At 73.0% G+C, this 21,573-nt stretch carries 19 protein-coding genes and 2 tRNA genes; 7 read left to right on the top strand and 14 right to left on the bottom strand.

Annotation, left to right across the window (positions count from 1 at the left end):
• Positions 1 to 3: 3 nt before the first annotated feature.
• The 6 genes from pdxS to pgsA all read right to left on the bottom strand — a co-directional run bounded on the left by pdxS (position 4) and on the right by pgsA (position 5,518).
• Positions 4 to 918 carry a pyridoxal 5'-phosphate synthase lyase subunit PdxS gene (gene pdxS / locus ACIRQF_RS27685; protein WP_376637344.1) on the bottom strand — a complete coding sequence of 305 codons (915 nt, stop codon included), beginning with the start codon at positions 916 to 918 and terminating at the stop codon, positions 4 to 6.
• Between the two features lie 125 nt (positions 919 to 1,043).
• Positions 1,044 to 1,586: a hypothetical protein gene (locus ACIRQF_RS27680; RefSeq protein ID WP_376637343.1), complete on the bottom strand. Its 543-nt coding sequence runs from the start codon at positions 1,584 to 1,586 to the stop codon at positions 1,044 to 1,046.
• An 11-nt stretch (positions 1,587 to 1,597) separates the two neighbouring features.
• A complete protein-coding gene (locus ACIRQF_RS27675; protein WP_389754478.1) occupies positions 1,598 to 2,227 on the bottom strand; it encodes an MBL fold metallo-hydrolase in 630 nt (209 codons plus the stop codon).
• 476 nt (positions 2,228 to 2,703) lie between these two features.
• A complete protein-coding gene (locus ACIRQF_RS27670) occupies positions 2,704 to 3,858 on the bottom strand; it encodes a glycosyltransferase family 4 protein (RefSeq protein WP_382483004.1) in 1,155 nt (384 codons plus the stop codon).
• The gene (locus ACIRQF_RS27665) at positions 3,855 to 4,799 is read right to left on the bottom strand and encodes a phosphatidylinositol mannoside acyltransferase (RefSeq protein ID WP_404095893.1); all 945 of its coding nucleotides are present in this window, start codon (positions 4,797 to 4,799) and stop codon (positions 3,855 to 3,857) included. Before ACIRQF_RS27665 ends, ACIRQF_RS27670 begins: the two co-directional genes overlap by 4 nt.
• Positions 4,796 to 5,518 carry a phosphatidylinositol phosphate synthase gene (gene pgsA / locus ACIRQF_RS27660; RefSeq protein ID WP_376638491.1) on the bottom strand — a complete coding sequence of 241 codons (723 nt, stop codon included), beginning with the start codon at positions 5,516 to 5,518 and terminating at the stop codon, positions 4,796 to 4,798. The genes ACIRQF_RS27665 and pgsA overlap by 4 nt, the downstream gene beginning before the upstream one ends.
• Positions 5,519 to 5,809: 291 nt before the next feature.
• Here pgsA and ACIRQF_RS27655 point away from each other — a divergent pair, with 291 nt between their 5' ends.
• Together ACIRQF_RS27655 and ACIRQF_RS27650 are read left to right on the top strand one after the other, a co-directional pair.
• Entirely contained in the window at positions 5,810 to 8,011 is a 2,202-nt protein-coding gene (locus tag ACIRQF_RS27655) for an elongation factor G-like protein EF-G2 (RefSeq protein ID WP_404095890.1), read from the top strand.
• A 206-nt stretch (positions 8,012 to 8,217) separates the two neighbouring features.
• Positions 8,218 to 9,876 carry a hypothetical protein gene (locus tag ACIRQF_RS27650; RefSeq protein WP_404095887.1) on the top strand — a complete coding sequence of 553 codons (1,659 nt, stop codon included), beginning with the start codon at positions 8,218 to 8,220 and terminating at the stop codon, positions 9,874 to 9,876.
• Positions 9,877 to 9,891: 15 nt separating this feature from the next.
• Here ACIRQF_RS27650 and ACIRQF_RS27645 read toward each other — a convergent pair whose 3' ends face one another.
• Positions 9,892 to 10,455, bottom strand: coding sequence for an HIT domain-containing protein (locus ACIRQF_RS27645; protein ID WP_376638486.1), 564 nt, complete (start codon positions 10,453 to 10,455; stop codon positions 9,892 to 9,894).
• A 65-nt stretch (positions 10,456 to 10,520) separates the two neighbouring features.
• On the opposite strand from ACIRQF_RS27645, the gene ACIRQF_RS27640 reads away from it, so the two are divergent.
• Positions 10,521 to 11,180, top strand: coding sequence for a potassium channel family protein (locus ACIRQF_RS27640; protein WP_376638485.1), 660 nt, complete (start codon positions 10,521 to 10,523; stop codon positions 11,178 to 11,180).
• Positions 11,181 to 11,440: 260 nt separating this feature from the next.
• On the opposite strand, the gene thrS is transcribed toward ACIRQF_RS27640, so the two are convergent.
• The 3 genes from thrS to ACIRQF_RS27625 all read right to left on the bottom strand — a co-directional run bounded on the left by thrS (position 11,441) and on the right by ACIRQF_RS27625 (position 15,444).
• Positions 11,441 to 13,417 carry a threonine--tRNA ligase gene (gene thrS, locus ACIRQF_RS27635; protein WP_389759157.1) on the bottom strand — a complete coding sequence of 659 codons (1,977 nt, stop codon included), beginning with the start codon at positions 13,415 to 13,417 and terminating at the stop codon, positions 11,441 to 11,443.
• 114 nt (positions 13,418 to 13,531) lie between these two features.
• The gene (locus ACIRQF_RS27630; RefSeq protein WP_376638483.1) at positions 13,532 to 14,869 is read right to left on the bottom strand and encodes a hypothetical protein; all 1,338 of its coding nucleotides are present in this window, start codon (positions 14,867 to 14,869) and stop codon (positions 13,532 to 13,534) included.
• On the bottom strand, positions 14,869 to 15,444 hold the full coding sequence (locus ACIRQF_RS27625) for a DUF4365 domain-containing protein (protein ID WP_376638482.1): 576 nt from the start codon (positions 15,442 to 15,444) through the stop codon (positions 14,869 to 14,871). Before ACIRQF_RS27625 ends, ACIRQF_RS27630 begins: the two co-directional genes overlap by 1 nt.
• A 120-nt stretch (positions 15,445 to 15,564) precedes the next feature.
• On the opposite strand from ACIRQF_RS27625, the gene ACIRQF_RS27620 reads away from it, so the two are divergent.
• Positions 15,565 to 16,293: a 3'-5' exonuclease gene (locus tag ACIRQF_RS27620; RefSeq protein WP_376638481.1), complete on the top strand. Its 729-nt coding sequence runs from the start codon at positions 15,565 to 15,567 to the stop codon at positions 16,291 to 16,293.
• 57 nt (positions 16,294 to 16,350) lie between these two features.
• On the opposite strand, the gene ACIRQF_RS27615 is transcribed toward ACIRQF_RS27620, so the two are convergent.
• Both ACIRQF_RS27615 and ACIRQF_RS27610 read right to left on the bottom strand, forming a co-directional pair.
• Positions 16,351 to 16,422 (bottom strand) — tRNA-Val (locus ACIRQF_RS27615).
• A 40-nt stretch (positions 16,423 to 16,462) separates the two neighbouring features.
• On the bottom strand, positions 16,463 to 16,927 hold the full coding sequence (locus ACIRQF_RS27610; RefSeq protein WP_404095883.1) for an SRPBCC family protein: 465 nt from the start codon (positions 16,925 to 16,927) through the stop codon (positions 16,463 to 16,465).
• Between the two features lie 82 nt (positions 16,928 to 17,009).
• Here ACIRQF_RS27610 and ACIRQF_RS27605 point away from each other — a divergent pair, with 82 nt between their 5' ends.
• Positions 17,010 to 19,574, top strand: a complete 2,565-nt coding sequence (locus ACIRQF_RS27605; protein WP_404095881.1) for an SCO7613 C-terminal domain-containing membrane protein — start codon at positions 17,010 to 17,012, stop codon at positions 19,572 to 19,574.
• 56 nt (positions 19,575 to 19,630) lie between these two features.
• Here the strand turns inward: ACIRQF_RS27605 and ACIRQF_RS27600 are convergent.
• Both ACIRQF_RS27600 and ACIRQF_RS27595 read right to left on the bottom strand, forming a co-directional pair.
• Positions 19,631 to 19,705, bottom strand: a tRNA-Val gene (locus ACIRQF_RS27600).
• Positions 19,706 to 19,759: 54 nt separating this feature from the next.
• Positions 19,760 to 20,206, bottom strand: coding sequence for a TIGR02611 family protein (locus tag ACIRQF_RS27595; RefSeq protein ID WP_376638478.1), 447 nt, complete (start codon positions 20,204 to 20,206; stop codon positions 19,760 to 19,762).
• A 189-nt stretch (positions 20,207 to 20,395) separates the two neighbouring features.
• Between ACIRQF_RS27595 and ACIRQF_RS27590 the strand changes: the two genes are divergently transcribed.
• Positions 20,396 to 20,809 (top strand): SsgA family sporulation/cell division regulator, encoded by a 414-nt coding sequence (locus ACIRQF_RS27590; protein ID WP_015032345.1) that lies wholly within the window; start codon positions 20,396 to 20,398, stop codon positions 20,807 to 20,809.
• A 191-nt stretch (positions 20,810 to 21,000) separates the two neighbouring features.
• Positions 21,001 to 21,558: a CGNR zinc finger domain-containing protein gene (locus tag ACIRQF_RS27585; RefSeq protein ID WP_376638477.1), complete on the top strand. Its 558-nt coding sequence runs from the start codon at positions 21,001 to 21,003 to the stop codon at positions 21,556 to 21,558.
• Positions 21,559 to 21,573 lie beyond the last annotated feature (15 nt).

Here is a 21,573-nt window from a genome sequence, read left to right as displayed (position 1 = left end):
TGCTTACCAGCCCCGGTTCGCGTAGCGCTCGGCCTCGGGCAGGGTGTCGCAGTTGATGCCGACCATGGCCTCGCCCAGGTTGCGGGAGGCGTCCGCGATGACCTTCGGGTCGTCGTAGAAGGTGGTGGCCTTCACGATGGCGGCGGCGCGCTTGGCCGGGTCGCCCGACTTGAAGATGCCGGAGCCGACGAAGACGCCCTCGGCGCCGAGCTGGCGCATCAGCGCGGCGTCGGCCGGGGTGGCCACACCACCGGCGGAGAACAGCACGACCGGCAGCTTGCCGAGCTCGGCGACCTCCTTGACGAGCTCGTACGGGGCGCGCAGCTCCTTGGCGGCGGCGAACAGCTCGTTGTTGTCGAAGCCGCGCAGCTTGGCGATCTCGTTCTTGATCTGGCGCAGGTGACGGACGGCCTCGACGACGTTGCCGGTGCCGGCCTCGCCCTTGGAGCGGATCATGGCCGCGCCCTCGGCGATGCGGCGCAGGGCCTCGCCCAGGTTGGTGGCCCCACACACGAACGGGGTGGTGAAGGCCCACTTGTCGGAGTGGTTGACCTCGTCGGCCGGGGTGAGCACCTCGGACTCGTCGATGTAGTCCACGCCCAGCGACTGCAGGACCTGGGCCTCGACGAAGTGACCGATGCGGGACTTGGCCATGACCGGGATGGAGACGGCGCCGATGATCTCTTCGATCATGTTCGGGTCGGACATGCGCGCCACGCCGCCGTCCTTGCGGATGTCGGCGGGGACCCGCTCCAGGGCCATGACGGCCACGGCGCCGGCGTCCTCGGCGATCTTCGCCTGCTCGGCGTTGACGACGTCCATGATCACGCCGCCCTTGAGCTGCTCGGCCATGCCGCGCTTGACGCGGGCCGTGCCGGTCTCGGGGGACTGGACGTTGGTGGAAGGCGTGGTGGACACGGGGTACCTCACTCGTGACAACGGGGTTGACGACTAGAGCGAGGAAACAGTCCACGAGCGGTCCACATCAAGGGCCAATGTGGAGCCGGTGGATCGTTTTCGCGGATTACGAAGGCAGAGCCCCGTCAGACCGGGCGATCCGCAAGTGCGACAGGCGGTTCATCATCCATTTCGAAGGCCATGGGAAACGGGGCGTGGCCCGCCAGCCGGAACCAGCGCACCTTGCGGTGCCGGCGCAGCGCGCGGGCGGCGCGGACGGCGTCGTTGTGGAAGCGCCGCGCCATCGGCACCCGGCGCACGGCCGCCGCGAGCTCCCCCGCCGCCTCCTCGCCGCCGGGCGCCGACCGCACCACCTCGACCTGCTCCGGCTCGCCGAACACCGCCCGCAGCGCCTGGCTCAGCTCGCTCTCGGCGACCTCACGGTGGTCCTCCTCGGCCTGGCGGGCCGCGTGGGCCGCCTCGTACAGCACGATCGACGCGGCGGGGTCCAGCACCCCCGAGGTGGCCAGCTCCTGCGCGACCGAGGCCCGCCGCAGCAGCTGCGCGTCGAGCGCGGCGCGCGCGGCGTCGATCCGCGTGTGCAGCCGGTCGAGGCGGCCGGCGGTCCAGCTCAGGTAGACGCCGACGAGGATCAGCGCGACGACGGTCCAGATCACGGTTTCGGTCACGGGCGCACAGGCTACCGGGGCGTCGGCAGCGTCCCTTCCCGGACCTCCCGGTCATGGGCGAACAGGACCCGCACGTCCCGCCCGCCCGCGAGCTCCGCGATCCGCCCGATCCAGGACCGGTACGGCGTCCCGAACTCGTGCGCGAAGTCATAGGCCTGCCCGGCGAGCACGGTCACCCGGTCCCCGTGATCGAGCACCACCGACTGATGCCCCTCGGTGTGCCCGGGCGTCGGCAGCAGCAACACCCCGTCCGCGATCCCGTACTCCCCCTCGACCTCCTCGTAACGGACGCCGGGCAGCAGGGAGTCGATGGTGTAGCCGCCGGCCCGCGCGGTGGCGAGCTCCTTGCGCTGCACGAGGACGGGGGTGTCGGGGAACCCCTGATTGCCGCCGATGTGGTCGAAGTGCAGATGGGAGTTGACCACGAGGTCGACCTCGCCCACCGTCAACGGCCGCCGCACCGGCCGGTAGTGCGCGTCGGTCTCCGGGGACCCGGTCCCCATCCCGGTGTCGAAAAGGAGACTCCCGCCCTCGTACCGCACGAGGTACGCGAGCACCGGCTCCTCGCGGTCGTGGGGGCCGCCCCACTCCGCGGCGGGTCGCGTGAAGTATCCGAGATCGAGACGCTCGACAGAGATCATGAGGACAGCGTCCTCCGCGCGCCGCTCCTCCGCGAACGACTCCGCCGACAGCGGAAAGCAGCGATCCATCCCCACGGGACGGGCAGCCGACGACGGCGGGGAGGGGGCCGGTGACTCCGCGGGGGAGGGGGTGTCCGGACGTGGCGGCGACCTCCACGAGCGAAGCGAAGTGGAGCTCGCAGTCCGGACACCCCCTCCCCCGCGGAGCCGCCGGCCCCCGTGAACACACGGGGTTTCCGCGCGGCACACCACAGGGCGCGCGTCGACGCACAGGGAGCCTGGGCCCGGCAAGGGCCGACGTCGTGTGCCCCGAACCGGGGGGACCGCAGCCCAGCGATGGAGGCGGGCGGACGCACCCACGCACCGGCCCGAGGCCCGCACGAAACGGCCCGCCGCCCCGGCCCCCCGCGGCCCCGGCCCCCCGCCCCCGCGGAAAGCGGGCCAGGCGGAGGCGTCACCCGCCCCCGCGGGGCGGCCTACAGACCCAGGCGGGCGCGGAGGCCGGTGGCCCGCTCGTCGGTGGCCACCGACGCCGCGCCGTCCGTCACCGTCTCGTACACCGCGAGGATGTCCGCGCCGACCGTCGCCCAGTCGAAGCGCCGCACGTGGGCGGAGCCCCGCTCGCGGAGTTCCTCGCGGCGGGGCTCGTCGCCGAGGAGGCGGATCGCGCGGTCGGCGAGGTCGTCGGCGTCCTCGTTGGCGAAGAGTTCGCCGGCCGCGCCCTGGTCGAGGACCTGGGCGAAGGCGTCGAGATCGGCGGCGAGCACCGGCGCCCCGGCCGAGAGCGCCTCGACCAGGATGATGCCGAAGCTCTCGCCGCCCGTGTTGGGCGCCACGTACAGGTCGACGCTGCGCAGCAACCGCGCCTTGTCCTCGTCGCTGACCATGCCGAGGAACTCGACCCGCGAGCGCATCTCGCGCGGCAGGGAGGCGACGGCCTCCTCCTCGTCGCCACGCCCGGCCACGAGCAGCCGGGTCTCGGGGCGTTCCGTGAGGATCTTCGGGAGCGCCTTCATGAGGACCGGCAGGCCCTTGCGCGGCTCGTCGATCCGCCCGATGAAGCCGAGCGTGCCGCCCTGCCACTCCTTCTTCGGCTCGGCGCGCGCGAAGAAGTCGACGTCGACGCCGTTGGGGATGACGACCGCGTCGCCACCGAGGTGCTCGACCAGCGTGCGGCGCGCGTACTCGCTCACGGCGATCCGGGCGCTGATCTTCTCCAGGGCGGGCTGGAGGATCGGGTACGCGGCGATCATCGCGCGCGAGCGCGGGTTGGACGTGTGGAAGGTGGCCACGATCGGCCCCTGTGCCGCCCAGCAGGTGAGCAGCCCGAGCGAGGGCGAGGTCGGCTCGTGGATGTGCACGACGTCGAAGGTGCCCTCGTGCAGCCAGCGCCGTACCCGCGCGGCGGACAGGAAGCCGAAGTTGAGGCGGGCGACGGAGCCGTTGTACGGGACGGGTACGGCGCGCCCGGCCGACACGACGTACGGCGGGAGCGGGGTCTCGTCGTCGGCGGGCGCCAGGACGGAGACCTCGTGGCCGAGCCGGATGAGGTGTTCCGCGAGGTCGCGGATGTGGAACTGGACGCCGCCCGGCACGTCCCAGGAGTAGGGGCAGACGATGCCGATCCTCACGCCGTCCGGTCCTCCTGCCGCTGCTCGAGATCGGCCGTCCACAGTCGCTGCAGCATGTGCCAGTCCTCCGGGTGGTCCGCGATGCCCCCGGCGAAGACGTCGGCGAGGGCCTGTGTCATGACGGACGTCTTCTCGGCGCGGGTGCCTGACTCGGGCACGTCGATCGGTGCGTGCACCTGGCCCCGCATGACGTCGGTGTCGTCGTACCAGAGCGTCACGGGCAGCAGCAGCGCCCCGGTCTGCTGGGCGAGTATCGCCGGGCCGGCCGGCATCCGCGCCGGCTCGCCGAAGAAGGAGACCTGGACGCCGGAGGCGGACAGGTCGCGGTCGGCGACGAGGCAGACCAGGCCGCCGGACCGCAGCCGCCGGGCGAGGGTCCCGAAGGCGGAGCCGCCGGTGTGCGGCAGGACCTCCATGCCGAGGGACTCGCGGTAGGCGACGAAGCGGTCGAACAGCGACTCCGGCTTGAGCCGCTCGGCGACGGTGGTGAACGGCACGCCGAGCCCGCGCGTGACCCACACGCCCGCGAGGTCCCAGTTCGCCATGTGCGGCAGGGCGAGGACGACGCCGCGCCCGGAGGCGAGCCCGTCGGTGAGGTGGTGGACGTCCTTGGGGTCGAAGCTGCCGGCCGCCCGTTCCTGGCTCCAGGCCGGCAGCCGGAAGGACTCCATCCAGTAGCGCATGTAGGAGCGCATGCCGGCCCGGGAGAGCGCGGCGAGGCGCTGCGGGGAGGCGTCGGGGACGACCCGCGCGAGGTTGGACTCCAGCCGCAGGACGCTCTTCCCGCGCCTCTTCCACGCCGTGTCGGCGATGCGCCGGCCGAGGCCCTTGGCCACCGGCTCGGGCAGCTTCTTGACCGTCGCCCAGCCGAGCCCGTACAGCCCGTCCGTCACGCTGTCCTTGATCCCGGCGAGTCCGCCGGGTCCGCCGCGTCCGCTCATGACGTCGCCTCGCTCCCCCTGGCGGCGGCGTCCGCCTCCGCCGACTCCCTGCGTACGGTCACGACCCGCTGGCCCAGGGTCACGGCCGAGCCGACCGCGACGATCCAGAGGGCGATGGGCAGCAGCACCTGGATGCCGGGCACGCCGAAGGTGTGCAGTCCGGCGAGGCCCGCGGCGACCAGCGAGATGACGAGCCGCTCGGCCCGCTCGACGAGGCCGTTGACGGCCACCGGGAGGCCAATCGATTCGCCTCGCGCCTTGGTGTAGGACACCACCTGACCGCTGGCCAGACAGAAGATCGCGACGGCGCACAGGATGTTGTCGTCGCCCTTGCCGGCGTACCAGAGGGCGAAGCCGCCGAAGATCGCTCCGTCGGCGACCCGGTCGAGGGTCGAGTCGAGGAAGGCGCCCCAGCGGCTCGAGAGGCCGGCCTGGCGGGCCATGTTGCCGTCGACGAGGTCCGAGAAGACGAACAGCGTGATGACGATCGTGCCCCAGAAGAATTCTCCGCGGGGGAAGAAGACCAGCGCGCCGGCCACGACCCCGGCGGTGCCGATCAGGGTGACGGTGTCGGGGCTCACCCCCCGGCGGAGCAGGAACGCGGCGAACGGTGTGAGGACACGCGTGAAAAACGCACGCGCGTACTTGTTCAGCATGGCCTTGAGGCCTTCCCGAGGTTCGGTGGGCCGCGCGGCCCCTACGGCCACCGGCCCGCCCATCGTAGCCACGCGGGCCCGCCCGGGAGCGGCGGCACCCGCCAGCCGCGTCGCCCGCCCCCGCCGGGCCGGTACGGCGGGGGGAACGCTCCGCTCCCGCCGGACCGGTGCGGCAGGGGAACGCCCCGCCCCCGCGTACGACGTATGGACGCACCGTGACGTCGGTGCAAAGCTCGAAGGACAACCGCGGGCGTCGCCGGAACCGCACGCGACAGGCGGCCCTCCGCCGCCGGTGCCACCACTCCCCCGTGCCCGCGCCCCCCTCACCGTACGAGCAGTCGGGAGGAAGAAATCATGGGCGACAAGGCGAACACCTCCGGGGCCGCCGGCAGGGCTCCAACGGCCGACCGGCCCTCGGCCGTGCGGAACGTGGTGCTGGTCGGCCACAGCGGATCGGGCAAGACGACCCTCGTCGAGGCGCTGGCACAGACCGCGGGGGCGGTCAACCGGGCCGGACGCGTCGAGGACGGCGGGACGGTCTCGGACTACGACGAGATCGAGCACCGCCAGCAGCGTTCCGTACAGCTCTCGCTCGTCCCGGTCACCTGGGGCGAGTACAAGATCAATCTTCTGGACACACCCGGGTACGCCGACTTCGTCGGGGAGCTGAGGGCCGGTCTGCGCGCGGCGGACGCGGCCCTCTTCGTCGTGTCGGCGGCGCAGGAGGCCGACGCGGTGGTCGGTTCGACCCGCGCGGTGTGGGAGGAGTGCGCGGCGGTCGGGATGCCGCGGGCGATCGTGGTCACCCACCTGGACACGGCCCGCACCGACTACACGCGCCTCACGGAGGTCCTGGCGTCGCTGTTCGGCGGCGACGACCCGGATGCCATCCTCCCGCTCTACCTGCCGGTGCGCGGCCCCGAGGGCGCCGACGGGCACGCGCCCGCCACCGGCCTGGTCGGCCTGCTCACGGAGCGGATCTTCGACTACTCGACCGGGGCGCGGCGGGAGGACCCGCCGGACGAGGAGCAGCGGGCGCTGATCGCGGAGGCCCGGGCCCGGCTGATCGAGGGGATCATCGCCGAGAGCGAGGACGAGACCCTCATGGACCGCTATCTCGGCGGCGAGCACATCGACCTGGGGACGCTGATCGAGGACCTGGAGAAGGCGGTCGCGCGGGGCACCTTCCATCCGGTGCTGGCGGCGGCCCCGGCGACGGACGGCGGGAAGCAGGGGCTCGGCACGGTCGAGCTGCTGGAGCTGATCACGGGCGGCTTCCCGACCCCGCTGGAGCGGGAGGCGCCGGCCGTCACGACCCCCGGGGGCGAGCCGCGTCCGGCGCCGGTCTGCGACCCGGAGGGGCCGCTGGTCGCGGAGGTCGTGAAGACCTCCTCGGACCCCTATGTGGGACGGATCTCGCTGGTCCGGGTCTTCTCGGGGACCCTGCGCCCGGACGAGACGGTGCACGTGTCGGGGCACGGACTGTCCGACCGCGGGCACGAGGACCACGACGTCGACGAACGGGTGGGGGCGCTGACCTCACCGTTCGGCAAACAACAGCGCACCCTCGCGCACTGTGTGGCGGGCGACCTGGCGTGCGTGGGCAAGCTGACGCGGGCGGAGACGGGTGACACCCTGTCGGCCAAGGACGCCCCGCTGCTGATGGAGCCGTGGTCGATGCCGGAGCCGCTGCTGCCGCTGGCGATCGAGGCGCACAGCAAGGCCGACGAGGACCGGCTCTCGCAGGGGCTGGCCCGGCTGGTGGCCGAGGACCCGACGATGCGCCTGGAGCAGAACCAGGACACGCACCAGATCGTGCTGTGGTGCCTGGGCGAGGCGCACGCGGACGTGGCGCTGGAGCGGCTGCGCGGCCGGTACGGCGTGCAGGTCGACACCGTGCCCTACAAGGTGTCGCTGCGGGAGACCTTCGGCGAGGCCTCGGCCGGGCGGGGCCGGCACGTGAAGCAGTCGGGCGGGCACGGGCAGTACGCGATCTGCGAGATCGACGTGGAGCCGCTGCCGCCGGGCAGCGGCATCGAGTTCGTCGACAAGGTGGTCGGCGGCGCCGTGCCGCGCCAGTTCATCCCCTCCGTGGAGAAGGGCGTCCGGGCGCAGGCGGCCCGCGGGGTGGCGGCCGGATATCCGCTGGTGGACATCCGGGTGACGCTGCGGGACGGCAAGGCGCACTCGGTGGACTCCTCCGACGCGGCCTTCCAGACGGCAGGTGCGCTGGCCCTGCGGGAGGCGGCGGCCGAGGCGCCGATCCGCCTGCTGGAGCCGGTCGCGGAGGTGACCGTGATGGTGCCGGACGACTACGTGGGCCCGGTCATGAGCGACCTGTCGGGGCGGCGCGGCCGGGTGGTGGGCACCGAGCAGGCGACGCCGGGGCGGACCGTGGTGCGCGCGGAGGTGCCGGAGATCGAGATCGGACGGTACGCGGTGGACCTGCGTTCCGTCTCCCACGGGACGGGCAGTTTCGACCGTGTGTACGCACGGCACGAGGCGATGCCTCCCCATCTGGCGGACAAGGTCCGCGAAGGGGGCGAAAAGGGTTAGCGACTGACGGTCCGTCGCCCGGATGACGCCGATGCCGCCCGCGCAACTCCCCTCCGGCGGGCGGCATTCGGCCGCCCCCCGTGCATTCGGACGCCTCCGCCCGCTCCGGTGACGCATCCGGCGCCACCCGGTTACGCTGTGGTGCCCAGCTCAGAAGGTGTGCGGGGCGCGGCAGTTGGGAACAGCCCGCACAGGGAACAGTGGCGATGGGGGCGGCAGTGACGATCGGCAGTTTCGGACCCGGGGCGCAGATTCCCCTTCAGGGCTCGGACGCACAGACGGCGGCGACCCATGCCCTCGCCTCCGCCGCGTACCGCGACAGCCCGGTCGAGGTGATCCTGGAGGCCAACAACGAGTGGCACAAGTCGACGGTCAAGGAAGGGAAGTGGAAGAAGCTCTTCCGACCCGACCTCGGCGAGGCCTTCTCCCGTGCCGTCCAGGTGCGCATGCTCGGCGGCGCCCGCAAGCCGCTCATCCAGTCCTTCGGCGCGGACCCGCAGCCCGTCGTCGAGCACTGCCTGGCCGCCAGCAGCATCCGCAAGCAGCGTGACATCAAGCTGACCCTGGTCACCTTCGTCTTCGGCGTGCTGTTCCTGCCGGGACTGCTGCTCTGGCTCGGTGTCATCCAGCTGCGCCGCATCGCCGCCGGCTCCGAGAAGAAGCGCACCAGCGCCATCGGCACGGCCGTGCTGCTCGCGGCCGGCGCCCTCGCGGTGCTGGTGCTGCTGCGGCTGCCCTTCGACGGCCTGCTGCCCAACTACCTGCGCGCGATGATCGTGGCCCCGGTCGTCGGCTGGTTCCTGGCCCGCCGGATCTGCGAGAGCACCGCGGTCGACCTGCGCGAGCGCTGGACCGCCCTGCTCAGCGGCGGCGGCATCGGCGCGGCGGTCCCCGAGGCCGTGCCGAAGGACCCGACCGAGAAGACCGCCGAGGAGCTGCGCCTCAACCTGGAGAAGCTGACCGCCGAGCAGCAGTCCAACGTCGTCTTCTACGCGGGCCCCAAGGGCATACTGGGCATGGGCACCCGCTGGGGCAGCTGGACCCTGGCCGAGGAGCTGCTCCCGCAGACCGGCAAGGAGATCCACGACTTCCGCGCCTGGGACGTGGTGCGTCAGATCCACACCGAGCTGACGCTGCTCGAACGCGGCTCCCTGAAGACCGGCTTCCCCAAGCCGACCGTGAAGCACTGGATCGTCTCGCCCGTCGGCGAGGGCGCCGACGAGGTCGGCCGCCCCGAGGGCGACAACATCGTGCACTTCCAGGTGAAGCCGCACGAGATACAGCGCATCTGCAACGACCAGCAGTTCGGCAGCGGGAACCGGCACTACCTCGGCGTCCAGTTCACGCTCTGGGACGGGCAGTTGGTCCTCACCATGATGGTGACGGTCACCTCGCTCCACCACACGCTGCGCGTCGAGGTCACCGGTCACGCCCTCGGCCCGGTGCACGGCCTGTTCACCACCAAGCCGAAGGCGAAGACGAAGGAGGTCTCCAAGACCGTCAGGTTCTGGGAGACCCGCGAGATCCAGCTGCCGCTGACCGACACGGACGACGTGGTGCGCCAGGCGGTCCGCGCCCCGCTGACCTGGTTCCCGCCGGTCCTCGACTTCCTCGGCGGCAAGCTGGTCCTGCCCGAGCCCTTCGGCCTGCGGCACGCCTGGGCGGGCCAGCCCTGGCGACACCGCTTCATGGCCGACGACGCCATCCGCGCCGCGACCCCGGTCCTGCGGGCGGTGCACGCCGCGACCGTCAGGGTGCTCGACGACCACAACGTGGACACCGAGCGCTTCACGAACCGCTCGCTGATCCTCAGCGCCGGGATCCAGGACCCCGGCCCGAAGAAGGCCGACCTCTACGACGCGTAGCCGGGTCCGTCCGGATCAGATGCCGGCCGGCCAGGCGTCGGCCAGCATCTTCCGGGTGTCGGCGAGCAGCTGCGGCAGCACCTTGGTGTGGCCGACCACCGGCATGAAGTTGGTGTCGCCGCCCCAGCGGGGAACGACGTGCTGGTGCAGGTGCGCGGCGATCCCGGCGCCCGCGACCGTGCCCTGGTTCATACCGATGTTGAAGCCGTGCGCCCCGGAGGCCGCGCGCAGCGCGACCATCGCCCGCTTGGTGAAGTCGGCGAGCTCCGCCGTCTCGGGCACGTCGAGGTCGGTGTAGTCGGCGACGTGCCGGTAGGGGACCACCATCAGGTGCCCGCCGTTGTAGGGGTACAGGTTGAGCACCGCGTAGACGCTGGTGCCGCGCGCGATCACCAGTCCGTCCTCGTCCGACTTCGACGGGATGGTGCAGAAGGGGCAGCCGTCCTCGGCACCCGGGCCGGTCGGCTTGTTCTCGCCCTGGATGTAGGCCATCCGGTGAGGCGTCCACAGGCGCTGGAACGCGTCCTGCGTCCCCACTCCGATCTGCTGCTCCGGCTCAGTCGTCATGCTGTGCAGCATATTGCTTCGCCCGTTCGGAACGTGTCGCCGGGGCGGAAGATCCATGCGGGGGCCATGCTGATGCGATGAAGGACAGGCCGCCGACCCCGCCGGGGCAGGAGCGCTGGGACCGCCGGATGGACATGCCGCTGACGGTGACCTCGCTCGTCTTCCTCGGCAGCTACGCGATGCGGATCCTCGGCCGTGACCTGCCGTCCGGCTGGCGTGACGTCTGCCTCGCCCTCACCTTCGGCTCCTGGATCGTGTTCGTCGTCGACTACGCGGTGCGCCTCAGACTCAGCGGTCTCGGTCCGCTGCGATTCGTGCGCCGGCACTTCCTGGACACGGTGGTGCTGATCCTGCCGCTGCTGCGCCCGCTGCGGGTGGTGACCGCGTACGACCGGGCCCAGCGCCGGCAGCAGGAGCCACGGCTCACGCTCTACGCCCGGGTGATGGCGTACGCGGGACTCTCCGCCACGCTGCTCGGCTTCGCCGGCGCGCTCACCGTCTACGACGTCGAGTACGGGGCTCCGGGCGCGTCCATCGTCACCTTCGGCGACGCGGCGTGGTGGGCCTGCGCGACCCTGGCGACCGTGGGCTACGGCGACGTGGTGCCCGTGACGCCGGCGGGACGGGTGGTCGCGGTGGGGATGATGGCCTGCGGTCTGGCCCTGCTCGGCGCGGTGACGGGCTCCTTCTCGTCCTGGCTGATCCAGGTCTTCCGCCGGGAGGGCGAGGAGGGCTGACGGGACCGGCCCCCGGGGGAGCCAGGGCCGAGGGGCCCGGGCCGAGGGACGCGGGACCGAGGGACGCGAGGCCGAGGGACGCGGGGCCGAGCAACCCGGGGCCGAGGGGCCCGGGGCCGAGCAACCCGGGGCTGAGCAGCGCGGGCGTGAGCAACGCGAGGCCGAGGGACCCGGGGGCCCGGCGCTCGGGGCGAGGCCGGTGGACGGGGAAGGCCCCCGGGGCGCTCCCCCAGGGGCCTTCCGACCGCGCTGCGCGTGCGTCAGACCTGGACGCGGTCCTCGACGATCTTGGCGATCTTGGCGATGGCCTCGTCGACCGGGACGCCGTTCTCCTGCGAACCGTCGCGGTAGCGGAAGGAGACGGCGCCGTTGGCCATGTCCTCGTCACCAGCGATGATCATGAACGGGACCTTCTGCTTCTGCGCGTTCCGGATCTTCTTCTGCATCCGGTCCGAGGAGGCGTCGACGTCCACCCGCAGGCCCTGCTTCTTCGCCTTGGCGGCGAACTCCTGCAGGTATTCGACGTGGGCGTCGCCGATCGGGATGCCGGTCGCCTGCACCGGGGCCAGCCAGGCCGGGAACGCGCCCGCGTAGTGCTCCAGGAGCACCGCGAAGAAACGCTCGATCGAGCCGAAGAGCGCGCGGTGGATCATGACCGGGCGCTGCTTGGTGCCGTCCGGGGAGGTGTACTCGAGGTCGAAGCGCTCCGGCAGGTTGAAGTCCAGCTGCACGGTCGACATCTGCCAGGTACGGCCGATGGCGTCGCGGGCCTGCACGGAGATCTTCGGGCCGTAGAACGCGGCGCCGCCCGGGTCGGGGGTCAGCGGGAGGCCCTGCTTCTCGGCGACCTGCTGGAGGACCGCGGTGGCCTCCTCCCACACCTCGTCGGAGCCGACGTACTTCTCCGGGTCCTTGGTGGACAGCTCCAGGTAGAAGTCGGTCAGACCGTAGTCGCGGAGCAGATTGAGGACGAAGGTGAGCGTCTTGTCGAGCTCGTCCGCCATCTGCTCGCGGGTGCAGTAGATGTGCGCGTCGTCCTGCGTGAAGCCGCGGGCCCGGGTGAGACCGTGCACGACGCCCGACTTCTCGTACCGGTACACGGTGCCGAACTCGAACAGGCGCAGCGGCAGCTCACGGTAGGAGCGCCCGCGCGCGTCGAAGATCAGGTTGTGCATCGGGCAGTTCATGGGCTTGAGGTAGTAGTCCACGCCCTCGTCGAGCTGCATGGGCGGGTACATGCCCTCGGCGTACCAGTCGAGGTGGCCGGACTTCTCGAAGAGCTTGCCCTTGGTGGCGTGCGGCGAGTAGACGAACTCGTAGCCCTCCTCCTCGTGCCGGCGGCGCGAGTAGTCCTCCATGACCCGGCGGATGATGCCGCCCTTGGGGTGGAAGACGGCGAGGCCGGAGCCGATCTCATCCGGGATGGAGAAGAGGTCGAGCTCGTTGCCGAGCTTGCGGTGATCGCGCTTCTCGGCCTCGGCGAGGAAGTCGAGGTGGGCCTTCAGCTCCTCCTTCGACGGCCACGCGGTGCCGTAGATGCGCTGGAGCATCGGGTTCTTCTCGCTGCCACGCCAGTAGGCGGCGGCGTTGCGCATGAGCTTGAAGGCCGGGATGTTCCGGGTGGTGGGCAGGTGGGGACCCCGGCAGAGGTCCTTCCAGCACAGGTCGCCGGTCTTGGCGTCGAGGTTGTCGTAGATGGTCAGCTCGCCGCCGCCCACCTCGACGTTCGCGCCGTCGTCGGTCGACGCGGCGCCCTTGATGCCGATGAGCTCCAGCTTGTACGGCTCGGCCGCGAGCTCCTCGCGGGCCTCCTCGTCGGTGACCACGCGGCGGGCGAACCTCTGCCCGCGCTTCTGGATCTCCTGCATCTTCTTCTCGATGGCCTTGAGATCCTCGGGCGTGAACGGCTTCTCGACGTCGAAGTCGTAGTAGAAGCCGTCACGGACCGGCGGGCCGATGCCCAGCTTGGCGTCGGGGAAGAGCTCCTGCACGGCCTGGGCCATGACGTGGGCGGTGGAGTGGCGCAGGATGTCGAGACCGTCCTCGGAGGAGATCTCCACACCCTCGACGACGTCGCCCTCGGCGAGTTCGTACGCCAGGTCCTTCAGCTCACCGCCGACGCGGGCGGCGATGACGGTGCGGTCGTCGGCGAACAGGGCGCCGGCCGTGGTGCCCGCGCTCACCGTCCTCTCCTCTGCTCCCGAGGCGGACTGGACGGTCACACGGACTTCAGACACGGAGTGCTCCATACATAGGGGCGCTGGCAGACACGAGGTGCCGGCGCCGGCGAGGCGCGGCAGAGACGAGGTGCCGCGCAGCCTTGATCCTACCGGGGTGCCCGTGCCCCCTCGTCAGTCCTCGCCGGGCCCGCACGCCTCCTCGAAGATGTCCAGGTTCTCGTGGAGGGACTTCATCAGCCGGTCCCGCTCCGCCTCGTCCACCTGCACCGGTACGACCCCGGTCGCGTCGGTCAGCCGGCGGAAGCCGCCGCGGCTCTCCAGACGCCCGACGACGCGGATCGGCAGACCGACGAGGTGGGCGTGGCCCGCGGTGCGATAGCCCTCCTCGTCGAGGCTGACCCGGACGTGACCCACCTCGGCGCCGGCGAGGACCCGCAGGCGTACGGTGCCCTCGCCGCGCGGTCCGGAGCGGCGCATGCGGACCACGGCGCCGGTGATCCGGACCGGCACGGAGGGCTCGTCGGTCAGATAGCGGATGCCGGCCTCACGCAGGGCCGGCAGGTCGCCGGGCGAGAACTCGACGGGCTCCGGGCGGGCGGCGCAGCCCTCGGGGGTGCCGGCGGCCGGGGACCACTCCAGGGCGACGCTCGCCCCCTCGGTGCCGCGGACCAGTGCGACGAGGGCCTCGGTGAGCTCGCGGCTCACCCCGGCCTGGACGGCCGTGTCGAAGGCCTCCATGCCGCCGGTCGCCCGCTGGTAGTCGACGGCCTCCCGCGCGGCGTACAGCGCGTGGTACAGCCGGACGGAGACGGCCCGGCCCGGGTCGACGGGCAGGAAGGCGGTCAGCGCCCGCCCGCCGGGGGCGGCGCCGACGACGACGCTCTCGAGGGAGGTCTGGGCCTGCCGTCGGTGCCGGGATCCGTGGTATCCGTTCCGGCCGCGTACGGCGAGGGCGCCGGCGAGCAGCAGGGCGCGGGCGGCGGACCTGAGCTGTTCCTGCACGGGCCACGGCACGGTGCCGGCCGGGCCGGGGGGCACGTCGCGCCACCAGCGGATCTCGTCGCTGGGGACGGTGAGTCCGGTGAGGACCTCGCGCGCGGAGGGCGCGGCGCTGTGGGCGAGGGCGGTCAGCGCCTCGCCGAGCAGGTCCTCGCAGTCGGGGAAGGCGCGGCTCTCGGGCACGAGCAGGCTGGTGCCGCGGCCGAGCGACTCGGGCCCCGGCGGGGTCCAGCGGCTGTAGCGGCCCGCGGCGCCGCCGCGCCGCCGCCAGCCGTGCCGGGCGAGGAGCGCGCCGAGGACCCGCGGGTCGACCCGGCCCGGGTCGGGGATCTCCCCGGCGTCGGCCCAGGGGCCGGGGGGCACGGCGGGGATCCCCGTCCAGTGGCCGGGCAGCTCGCCGGGGACGGGGTGGCTCCGGGGACGGGAGGGCGGCACGCCGTGCGGGGGGCGGGACAGCGGGCCGGGGCCGTGGCCGGCCCCGTCCCCGGGCTCGTCGATCGGCCGGTGCATCAAGGTCTCCCTCCCACGCCGACCCGCGCCATGATCTCGCAGAGCGCCCGGTCGTCGAAGATCCGTGCCGTCGGGATGCGCACGGTGGTCCTGCGGCGTCCCGTGACCGGATGGCCGGCCAGGTTGATCCAGTAGCAGCAGTGGCGCAGGTCGAGGCGGTCGTGCCCGGCCCGCAGCCAGTCCCCCTGGTCCCGCGGCACGAGCATCACGACCAGGATCTTGTGGACCGCCACGGGGGTCCGGGCCAGCTTCACCAGGTGCTCGTTGTCGAGGGTGAACGAGAACGTGCCGGGGTCGGCCACGGGCCGGCGCGGCGGTATCTGGTAGGTGCACTTGAGCTGCACCTTGACGGTCACTTCGTCGTCGACGGTGTGGCCGGGAGCGCTGTGGCTCACGTGCCAGTCGATGCCGTTGTCCGGAAACGGCTGCGACAGCGAACAGCCCGCCGCCGCCGCGACCGCGTGGAGGTATCCCACCTGGAGCGTCTCCATGCAGGCGGTGGTGGCGAGTGAGCCGCGCAGCGGGTCTGCCCGCTGGGTCGGCAGCCCTCCCGATTCAGGCTGGGCGAGCGCCATGTCAATGTCCTTCCCCGTCACCTGTGTTGTGACCGGTCCGCGTACGGCGCAAACAGCCCGGGTATCAACGATTCGGGCAGGGGGATGGCCATCTGCCGCGTACGTGCGAGGAGTTCGGGGATGACGACGCACTGGTTCGAGGGGCCCCTGGCCGCTTTCGACACGGAGACCACAGGAGTCGACGTCGAGGAGGACCGGATCGTGTCCGCCGCCCTCGTCGTCCAGGACGCGGCGGGCATGCGGCCGCGGGTGACCCGCTGGCTGGTGAACCCGGGTGTCCCGGTGCCCGCCGAGGCCACCGCCGTCCACGGCCTGACGGACGATCACCTCCAGCGCAACGGGCGGTGGCCGTCGCCGGTGGTGGAGGAGCTGGCCCGGGCGATAGCCGAACAGAGTTCGATGGGGCGCCCGTTGGTGGTGATGAACGCGCCCTTCGACCTCACGATCCTCGACCGCGAGCTGCGCCGCCACCGCGCCTCGTCGCTGGGCCGCTACACGGAGCACGTGCCGCTGTGCGTGCTCGATCCGCGGGTCCTGGACAAGCACCTGGACCGGTACCGCAAGGGGCGGCGGACGCTCACGGACCTGTGCGGGCAGTACGGGGTGGTCCTCGACGGCGCCCACGACGCGGCGGCGGACGCCCAGGCGGCGATGGAGGTCGTGCGGGCGGTGGGGCGGCGGTTCGCGTCCCGGCTGGAGCGGCTGACCCCGGGCGAGCTGCACACGCTGCAGGCGGTGTGGCACGCGGCGCAGGCACGGGGCCTGCAGGCGTGGTTCGCGCGGCAGGGCACCCCGGAGACGGTGGACCCGGCGTGGCCGCTGCGGCCGGAGCTGCGGACGGCGGCCTGACGGCCCGTCGGGAACGATGAAGGCCGGTCCGTCTTTCGACGGACCGGCCTCTCCCGGTGGGCGATACTGGGATCGAACCAGTGACCCCTTCGGTGTGAACGAAGTGCTCTCCCGCTGAGCTAATCGCCCGGGCAACGCGTTGAACCATACAGGCCCGACGGGGCTTCGTTCAAACCGGCGGCGGCGAGGCGCGCAGGCGGGCGGCGAGGCCGCGGCGTCCGCCGCGCATCATCAGGGCGTGGTTGGCGCGGAACAGCGGCCGGCCGGGGACGGAGAGCGTGCGCATCAGCGGACTGCGGACCTCGACCTCCTGCTCGTAGAGGGCGCGGGTGCCGGCGCCGCCGGGCAGGGCGGTGAGGGTCCAGCGGGCCCAGCCCTCGAGGTCGCCGCGCATCGCGACCTCCAGGACACCTGCGGCCGGGTCGCGGCGCCGGGCCTCGGCGGTGACGAAGAGGTCGTACGGGAGGAGCGAGCGGAAGCGGGCGGTGCCGGTGTGCTCGTCACGGGGGACGACCTCGCGGACCTGGGGCCACCAGCGGGGGTACTCCTCGGCCCGTTCCAGCACGGCGTAGACGGCGGCGGGCGGGGCGTCGAGGCGCCACACGCTGCGGAAGCGGTAACGGCACCAGTCCATGGCCCCAGTGTGGGCTACTCAGGCGCGGATCTGAGTACGCGCGCGCATCCCCTTTCCCCGTGTCCGGCGCCACACTCCGCCTATGGACTCCTCCCTGCCTCCCGCGGAAGAGCTGGTGCTCGTCGACCGCGAACTGGCCCGACTCGACGCCCACCGGGCCCAGTTGCTGGCCCGCCGGGACTGGCTGCTGCGGGTGCTGAACCCGGCGGTGGCGGCGCCGGCGGCATGGCCCGTGCCCACGCCCCAGGGGGCGGCGGCGCCGCGGCGGCCCGAGGCGAGCCCGCGCAGCACGCAGAACGTCCTGCTGACCCTGGGCGGCGTGCTGCTCACCGTGGCGGCGCTCGTCTTCACCCTGGTGAGCTGGGGTTCCATGGGCATCGGCGGGCGGGCGTCCGTGCTGGCGGTGGTGACCTCGGCGGCGCTCCTCGCCCCGGTGGCGCTGCTGCGCCGCGGGCTGGTGTCGACGGCGGAGTCGGTGGGCGCGCTGGGCCTGGTCCTAACCCTGCTCGACGCCTACGCGCTGCACCGGGTGGCGCTGCCGGACGCGGACGGCCTGACGTACGCGGCGGCCGCCTCGGGGGTGCTCGCGGCGGCCTGGGCGGGTTACGGCTCCGCCCTGACCCGGCTGCGGGTGCCGCGGCCCGCGGCCGTGGTGGCGGCCCAGCTGCCTCTTCCGCTCGGGGTGCTCGCCGTGGGCGGTGGTGAGCTGTCCTTCGCGTGGGCGGGCCTCGCCACCGGCGTCCTCGACCTCGCGCTCGTGCTCGCGCTCCTGTCGCGGGGGAAGCTTCTCGGTGTGCGCGTGACGGCGGGCGTCGGCGCTGCCGCGCTGGGTGGCTGGGCGCTCCTGACCGGCCTGTTCCTGTCCTTCGCCGCCCCGGGGCGGGCCGCCCCGCTCCTCGTGGCCGTCGCCGCGGTCCTCCTGCTTCTCGCGGTCCGCCACGCCCCGACCGCTCTCGCCTCCGCCGTCGTGGCGGGGCTCGCTGCGATCGCCGCGGCGGGGGGTCTGCTGCGCGCGGCGGTCCCCGGCGTCTGGGCGGTGCCGGGGTACGCGCTCTGCGGCGTGGTCCTCGCCGCGGCGGCGTGGACGGTCCACGGGGTCCGGGGCCGGCGCGGGGACGAGAGCGCCCCGACCGCGGGCTCCGGTTCGCCTCGCCCGAGGATGTCGCCGACGCCTCCGGAGGCGTCCTCCCCCGCTCCTGCCCCGGTCCCTCCCCCGCCGGCCCCGGGCAGGTCCTCGGTACGGGACGGGCTCGTCGCGGCGGGCGGCGGCGTCCTCGGCCTCGCCACCGCCTGGGCCGTGCCGCCGGTGGCGGCGGGGCTGCTCGCGCCGATGGTGCGCACGACGGGCGTGTGGTCGGGTGCGCACGCCGAGCGGGTGCTCGACGGCTATCCGGCGACCGCCCCGCTGGTGCTGCTGCTCGCGGCCGTGGCCCTCGCGGTGGTGCCGCGCCTGTGGGCCCGCTGCGGAGCGCTCGCCCTGGCCTGGGCGCTGCTCACCGCGCTGCCGGTGTCCCTGGACCTGTCGTACGGGGTGACCGTGGCGCTGCAGCTGGTGGCCACGGCGGCGATGCTGGCGGTCGCGGTGCGGCCGACGGGGCCGGCACGGGGGCTCGTGGTGGCGACCGTCCCCAGCCCTCCCACCCCGGGCGCCGGCGGGACGCCGGGTGCGGGGGTGCGGCCCGCCGAGGTGCTGGCGTGGCTCGCGTTCGCGTGCGGCCTGGGGTCCGCGGCCGGGGCCGTGGGTCTGGCGCTGGACACGCGGGGGGTCACGTTCGGGGTGCTGGGGGCGCTCGTGGTGCTGTTCGGCGGGGTCGCCCTGCTCGGCGAGGGAGCCCGCCGGCTGGTCGGGGCCTGCGGGGGCGTGCTCGCCGTGGGCGGGCTGGTGGCGGCGGGCGCGGCGGCGGCGCAGCTGGCGCCGGCGGTGACCGGGCTCGTCCTGCTGGCCGTGCCGGCCGGTACCGCGGCGGTCGGAGCGCGGCTGCGGCGGCACCCGGTGGCCTTGGCGGTGGAGGGCACGGGCGCGGCCGTGGGGCTGTGCGCGCTGGGGCTCGCCGCGGAACGGCCCGCGCTGCTCGCGCTCGCGCTGGCCCTCGGCGGGGTGGTCGCGGCGGCGACGGCGGTACGGCCGGAACGGCGCCGGGTCGCCTCGTGGGCCGCGGCGGGGCTGTTCCTGCTCGCCACCTGGGTGCGGCTGGCGGTGTGGGAGGTCACGACGCCGGAGGCGTACACGCTGCCGGTGACCGTCCCGGCCCTGGTGGTCGGTGTGCTGCGGCGGCGCCGCGACCCGGAGGCCTCGTCCTGGACGGCGTACGGGCCGGGTCTGGCGGCCACGCTGGTGCCGAGCCTCTTCGCGGCCTGGACCGATCCGCAGTGGGCGCGTCCACTGCTCCTGGGGATCGCGGCGCTCGTGGTGACGCTGCTGGGCGCCCGCTTCCGGCTGCAGGCGCTGCTGCTGCTCGGCGGGGCGGCACTGGCCCTGGACGGGCTGCACGAGCTGGCGCCGTACGTGGTGCAGGTCGTGGGCGCGCTGCCGCGCTGGCTGCCGCCGGCGCTCGCCGGGCTGCTGCTGCTCGCGGTGGGGGCGACGTACGAGCAGCGGCTGCGCGATGCCCGCCGGCTGCGGGAGCGGCTCGGCCGGATGCGGTGAGGCCGGGAACGCCGAAGGCCCGGAGACGGAATCCGTCTCCGGGCCTTCGGTCCGGGTGGTGGGCGATACTGGGTTCGAACCAGTGACCTCTTCGGTGTGAACGAAGCGCTCTCCCACTGAGCTAATCGCCCGGGCGCACCGCAAACATTACCCCATGTCAGCGGGGCTCCCGCACCACCTTCGGGTCACTGGTCGATCTTCCACGGCATCACGAGGCCGAACTTCCAGAGGTAGATGCCGAGCAGCACGGCGATGATCACCAGGCCGATCGTGGTCAGGATGATGTTCCGGCGCCGGACCTTGGGGTCGAGGGCGCGCTGGGCGGCCTCGGTGACCTTCCGCTTGGTCCAGCGCAGCACCAGCTGGGCCCAGACGAACTCGGTGGCCCAGATCGCCATGCCACCGAAGATCACCAGCCAGCCGGGGCCGGGCAGCGGCAGCATCACGATGCCGGCGCCGACCACGGCGAGTCCGACGACGAAGACGCCGACCTGCCAGCTCAGGTGCAGGGTCCGGCGGGCCTTGATGAACTCGGGCGCCCGCGATCCCAGCGGCGCCTCTTCGGCCTTCTCCGGGCCGTTCCCCCCGCTCGCCGCGGACTCGCCGGTGCGCTCGTCACTCTCCGCATTCATGACCCCAACTTACCGGACGGGCGCGGCTTGCCGGAATGGCGGCATTACCCAAAGTTACACGCACCCAAACGAGCTACCTGAACGATCACAAAACAGACAGAGGGGTTTACAACGGCACCGTAGGTGGCATGTCGATTTCGCCGACGTGCGAATCCCCGAGCGCACACTGAGCGAAAGGCCCTGGCGCTTATGAACACCACGGTCAGCTGCGAGCTGCACCTGCGCCTCGTTGTGTCGAGCGAGTCATCACTGCCTGTACCCGCGGGCCTGCGGTATGACACGGCCGATCCGTATGCCGTGCACGCCACCTTCCACACCGGAGCCGAGGAGACGGTCGAGTGGGTCTTCGCCCGCGACCTTCTCGCCGAGGGGCTGCACCGGCCCACCGGCACGGGCGACGTCCGAGTCTGGCCGTCCCGCAGCCACGGCCAAGGAGTCGTCTGCATCGCCCTGAGCTCCCCCGAGGGCGAAGCCCTGCTCGAGGCCCCGGCGAGGGCCCTGGAGTCGTTCCTGAAGAGGACCGACGCCGCCGTGCCACCGGGCACCGAGCACCGGCACTTCGATCTCGACACGGAGCTCTCCCACATCCTGGCCGACAGCTGAGCCAGGCCAAGCACCGCACGGCGCCGTCCGACTCGGGGAGACGGCGCCGCGCGGAGAGCCGCATACGCCTTCCTTCGGCGCCCCCCACCGCGCAGCCGGCGCGGTGCGGGGCGCCGATGCGCGTTTCCGGGTCGCGCTAAAGTCAGCGCCATTCCGCGGGCACCCGCCCGCAGCCGGCCAGGGAGCGAATCGTGCTGATCCCCCACGACACCCGGATCGCCCTCGACACCGTCGTCGATCTGGTGAACACCACAGCGCAGGGCGACCGCGACGACGAGCTCGGGGACATCCCGGCACTGCGGTCCTTCGTGCACGCTCACAAGATCAGCGACGTGGGCGAGCTCGGCGCCGAGGATCTCCGGGCCGTCCGGGACGTACGCGAGCGCTTCACCGCCGTGTTCTCCGCGCCCGACTCCCGCATCGCCGCCGCGCTGATCAACCAGCTGGTCACCGCCGCGGGCACCACCCCGCAGCTCACCGACCACGACGGCTACCCCTGGCACGTGCACTACTTCGCGCCGGGCGCCTCGGTCGCCGACCACCTGGCCGCCGACTGCGGCATGGCGCTCGCGTTCATCGTCGTCGCGGGCGAGCAGGAGCGGCTGCGCCGCTGCGAGGCACCGGACTGCGGCCGCGCCTTCGTCGACCTCTCCCGCAACCGCTCGCGCCGCTACTGCGACAGCCGCACCTGCGGCAACCGTCTGCACGTCGCCGCCTACCGGGCGCGGCGCAAGGAGGCCGCGGGCTGAGCCCGTCCGCCGGCC

The sequence above is a fragment of the Streptomyces sp. NPDC101191 genome (assembly GCF_044767915.1).
GTDB lineage: Bacteria > Actinomycetota > Actinomycetes > Streptomycetales > Streptomycetaceae > Streptomyces.
This window is presented reverse-complemented; position numbering and strand designations above follow the sequence as displayed.

Coding starts and splice junctions, on each gene's coding strand:
- ACIRQF_RS27675 (WP_389754478.1), bottom strand. CDS start 2,227: ATGATCTCTGTCGAGCGTCTCGATCTCGGATACTTCACGCGACCCGCC.
- ACIRQF_RS27665 (WP_404095893.1), bottom strand. CDS start 4,799: ATGAGCGGACGCGGCGGACCCGGCGGACTCGCCGGGATCAAGGACAGC.
- pgsA (WP_376638491.1), bottom strand. CDS start 5,518: ATGGGCGGGCCGGTGGCCGTAGGGGCCGCGCGGCCCACCGAACCTCGG.
- ACIRQF_RS27655 (WP_404095890.1), top strand. CDS start 5,810: ATGGGCGACAAGGCGAACACCTCCGGGGCCGCCGGCAGGGCTCCAACG.
- ACIRQF_RS27650 (WP_404095887.1), top strand. CDS start 8,218: ATGGGGGCGGCAGTGACGATCGGCAGTTTCGGACCCGGGGCGCAGATT.
- ACIRQF_RS27645 (WP_376638486.1), bottom strand. CDS start 10,455: ATGCTGCACAGCATGACGACTGAGCCGGAGCAGCAGATCGGAGTGGGG.
- ACIRQF_RS27640 (WP_376638485.1), top strand. CDS start 10,521: ATGAAGGACAGGCCGCCGACCCCGCCGGGGCAGGAGCGCTGGGACCGC.
- ACIRQF_RS27630 (WP_376638483.1), bottom strand. CDS start 14,869: ATGCACCGGCCGATCGACGAGCCCGGGGACGGGGCCGGCCACGGCCCC.
- ACIRQF_RS27625 (WP_376638482.1), bottom strand. CDS start 15,444: ATGGCGCTCGCCCAGCCTGAATCGGGAGGGCTGCCGACCCAGCGGGCA.
- ACIRQF_RS27620 (WP_376638481.1), top strand. CDS start 15,565: ATGACGACGCACTGGTTCGAGGGGCCCCTGGCCGCTTTCGACACGGAG.
- ACIRQF_RS27610 (WP_404095883.1), bottom strand. CDS start 16,927: ATGGACTGGTGCCGTTACCGCTTCCGCAGCGTGTGGCGCCTCGACGCC.
- ACIRQF_RS27605 (WP_404095881.1), top strand. CDS start 17,010: ATGGACTCCTCCCTGCCTCCCGCGGAAGAGCTGGTGCTCGTCGACCGC.
- ACIRQF_RS27595 (WP_376638478.1), bottom strand. CDS start 20,206: ATGAATGCGGAGAGTGACGAGCGCACCGGCGAGTCCGCGGCGAGCGGG.
- ACIRQF_RS27590 (WP_015032345.1), top strand. CDS start 20,396: ATGAACACCACGGTCAGCTGCGAGCTGCACCTGCGCCTCGTTGTGTCG.